The organism is Mailhella massiliensis, assembly GCF_020741395.1.
GTDB lineage: Bacteria > Desulfobacterota > Desulfovibrionia > Desulfovibrionales > Desulfovibrionaceae > Mailhella > Mailhella massiliensis_A.
Map to the genome: position 1 here is coordinate 1 of NZ_DYZA01000052.1, position 3,417 is coordinate 3,417.

3 protein-coding genes are annotated in these 3,417 nt (G+C 55.4%); all 3 read right to left on the bottom strand.

Going from position 1 to position 3,417, the window contains the following annotated elements:
* Positions 1–230: 230 nt before the first annotated feature.
* Positions 231–1,412 carry an iron-containing alcohol dehydrogenase gene (locus K8W16_RS02810; RefSeq protein ID WP_304120963.1) on the bottom strand — a complete coding sequence of 394 codons (1,182 nt, stop codon included), beginning with the start codon at positions 1,410–1,412 and terminating at the stop codon, positions 231–233.
* A gap of 74 nt (positions 1,413–1,486) precedes the next feature.
* Positions 1,487–2,263, bottom strand: coding sequence for an SDR family NAD(P)-dependent oxidoreductase (locus K8W16_RS02815; RefSeq protein ID WP_304120964.1), 777 nt, complete (start codon positions 2,261–2,263; stop codon positions 1,487–1,489).
* Between the two features lie 47 nt (positions 2,264–2,310).
* Positions 2,311–3,339: an aldose epimerase family protein gene (locus K8W16_RS02820; RefSeq protein WP_304120967.1), complete on the bottom strand. Its 1,029-nt coding sequence runs from the start codon at positions 3,337–3,339 to the stop codon at positions 2,311–2,313.
* Positions 3,340–3,417 lie beyond the last annotated feature (78 nt).

Genomic DNA, 3,417 nt, shown 5'->3' on the forward strand with positions numbered 1-3,417 from the left:
CGAGACCGACGACGCCTTCATCCGTTTCCACTTCCAGAAACACCCAGATGCGTCGGTTGGCCTCCACATGGTAGGTCTTGATATCCGTGATCTTCATAATCTGGCTCCAAGGTAAGACTGTTTGGAGAAAATAATTTTTATTATATAAAAACTGTTTTCATATTTATGCCATTAAAAAAACGATTCTTCCCATATCCGTGTGCGGGCGTTTCCGCCCGCCACATGCGGACTTATTTGTACGCTTCCCTGTAAATGGAGGTCACATCCTCTTCCGAGAGCGGCACGCGGTCAAAAGCAAACAGACGTCCCATGGTGGAGCGGGCGTTTCTTGCAAATTCCGGCAATTCATCGGGGGTGATGCCGTAGTCGGACATTTTCAGCCCGGCCACGCCGCAATCTTCCTGAAGCTTTGCCAGCACTTCCAGAAACTCTTCCGGGCGGGTGGCGTCTTCGCGGCCCATGGCTCTGGCCATGCGCACAAAGCGTTCATCGCACGCATGCCTGCGGATGAAGAAGGCGTAGTAGGCAAGACTGATGATGATCAGGCCTGCGCCATGGGGCAGATCCTGATGATGGGCCGACATGGCGTGCTCCATGGAATGGGAACTGGTGCAACGCCCTACGCACATAACAGTGCCGGAAAGAGAGTTGGCCCAGGCCACCCTTTCACGCGCCGCGAGATTGTTGCCGTCTTTGACGGCAGCGGCAAGGTTGCGGCCCACGGATTCAATGGCGTTGATGGCGTACATGTCGCTCATCAGGTTGGCGAAATTGGAAATGTACGCTTCCGTGCTGTGGAACAGAGCGTCAAATCCCTGATAGGCCGTGAACTTGGGCGGTACCGTAAGCATAAGTTCCGGATCCACAATGGCCAGCCTGGGGAAGAGGGCGGGATTCCCCTGCCCGATCTTTTCATGCGTTTCAGGGTTGGTGATCACGCAGCTTGCGTCCGTTTCCGAACCGGTGCCGGCAGTGGTGGAAATGGCCACGGTGGGGAGCGGCGTATGGACAAAGGGTTTGCCCTTGCCGGTACCGGCGCACACATAATCCCAGTAGTCGCCGGGATTCACAGCCATGACGGCAATGGCCTTGCTGGCGTCGATGCAGGAGCCGCCGCCCAAGGCAACAATGAAATCGCAGCCGTTTTCGCGCGCCATCTTGCCGCCGGCCATGACCGTGCTCTTCAGAGGGTTGGCTTCAACCTTGTCGAACACCACGGTTTCCACCCCGGCCTTGTGCAACTGCTCTTCCGTGCGGTCTAAGTAACCGTTGGCGCGGGTCGAACGGCCGGAAGAAATGACGATAAGGGCCTTTTTCCCGGGCAACGCCTGCTGATGCAGAGTATTCAGACTGCCGGCGCCAAAAATGGTCCGGGTAGGAATGTACATGTCGTACTGTGTTCTGGTTTCCATTCGACATTCTCCTGCAGGGTTGGAAGGTTATGTTGAATAGTTACATAAAAGCGGGTTCCCATGCCGCCGGAACATCAGATGAGGCACGCGCCCCCGTCTATATAGATGATCTGCCCGGTGATGTAATCGGAGGCGGAGGAACAAAGGAAAACGCTGAGGGCCGCCATTTCCTCCGGCGTGTTCACATGGTGCATGGGGATAGCCTGCGTCACCATGTCCAGAAGCTCGGGGTGGGCGTCGTAACGGGCTCTGTTGAGATTGGTGATGATCACGCCGGGGCCTATGGCATTGACGTGAATATGATCTTCGGCAAGCTCCCCTGCAAACATTCTCGTCATCTGGCTGATGGCCGCCTTGGTCACGGAGTACGGGGCGGAACCGTTGCGATAGCACTTGATGACCGTGGGGGAAGACAGGTTCAGTATCTTGCCTCCGCCCTGTTCCTTCATCATCCTGGCGGCATACTGGCAGCCGAGGAATGTGCCGCGTATGTTCACGCTGACCAGCTTGTCGAACTCCTTTATGGGCATGTCGATCATGGAGCTGAAAAAGGATATGCCCGAATTATTGACCATAATGTCAAGACGCCCGAAAAGTTCCTTCACATGGGCAAAGAGTCTGTCCATGGAAGCTTCATCGGTAGTGTCCACCGTGTACCAGTCCACATTGAGGCCCTGACTCTTGAACTCTTCCGAAGCCTTTCTGCACTTTTCGCCGTTGCGGCTGGCAATAAGGACATGGGCGCCGGCGCTGGCCAGACCGCCCGCTATCCCGTGCCCGATACCTTCGGCCCCCCCGGTAACAAGAGCCGTCTTTCCCGTAAGATCCGCCATTGTCTTATAATCCGTCATGATATTCCTCGACTGTTGGAGTGTACCCTGCAAATAGGCCTTCCATCTCAGAACCAGAAGGCGAACTTAATGTGATGAGAGTAGTTTTCCCCGGGGCGCAGGATATTCTGGGGCAGCTCAGGCAGATTCACGGCATTAGGGAAGCCCATAGGCTCCAGGCACAACCCGCAAGCAACGGGGAGATCAGTTTCCACACCCTTGCTCTTCAAATCCGCCGCCACAGCGTAGGCGTTGAACACCTGCATGGCATACCCCGTGGCCGAAATGGTGTACCCACAGCTTCCGTCAGGCAGGGAAACTCGGGCAATCTCGCGCGTCTGCCCGGCGTCGCCGTCCAACACCAGAATGGGATTGAACACAGCCGCACCAGCCACCTTGCCGAGCACCTCGGGGCTGCGGAGATCGAACGCAGTGCCTTCCACGGGCAATATCTTGCCGGTTACGTTCAGAGTCGGATCTTTTTCCATGTAGTTCGAAGCATGAACCTGAACAAGCTCATTCTCTACGGTACCCTGAGGCACACCGTTGAGGTTGAAATATACATGGGTTGTCATGTCCACCGGAGTGGCCTGCTCGGAGGAGGCGCCGAAGTCAAGGTGCAGGCAGTTGTCGTCATCCAGCGTATAGGTCACGGAAACATGTACCGTACCGGGATATCCTTCTTCTCCATCCTTCGCCGTATAGGTGAATCTAACAGCAGGCATGTCGCCGCTCACGTCCTCACCGTGCCACAGCACCCGGTCAAATCCCTGAGCCCCCCCATGAAGATGCGAGCCGCCGGCATTAGCGGAGAGCTGATAGGTTTTTCCGTCCAGGCTGAAGGCAGCCCCTGCGGTACGGTTGGCCGTTCTACCCAGAATCGCGCCGAAGTATACGTTATAGCCGAGGTACCGCTCCAGGGAGTCAAAACCCACGGTTATTTCCTTTTTACCGCTTCCGGCGGGGATCTTCAGGCTCCTGATTCTGGCACCGTACTCAATGATCTCCACTTCCATGCCGTTGCGGTTGGTCAGACAGAACGCTTTGACGGCATTTTCCCCCAGCCTGCCGAAAGTATGAATATTCACTTTCTCCATACAAACCTCCTAAAAATTGAATTAAGAGAGGGGTAAAGCGCCATTGCTGGAGCCTTATTTTCATAATATAAAATTGAT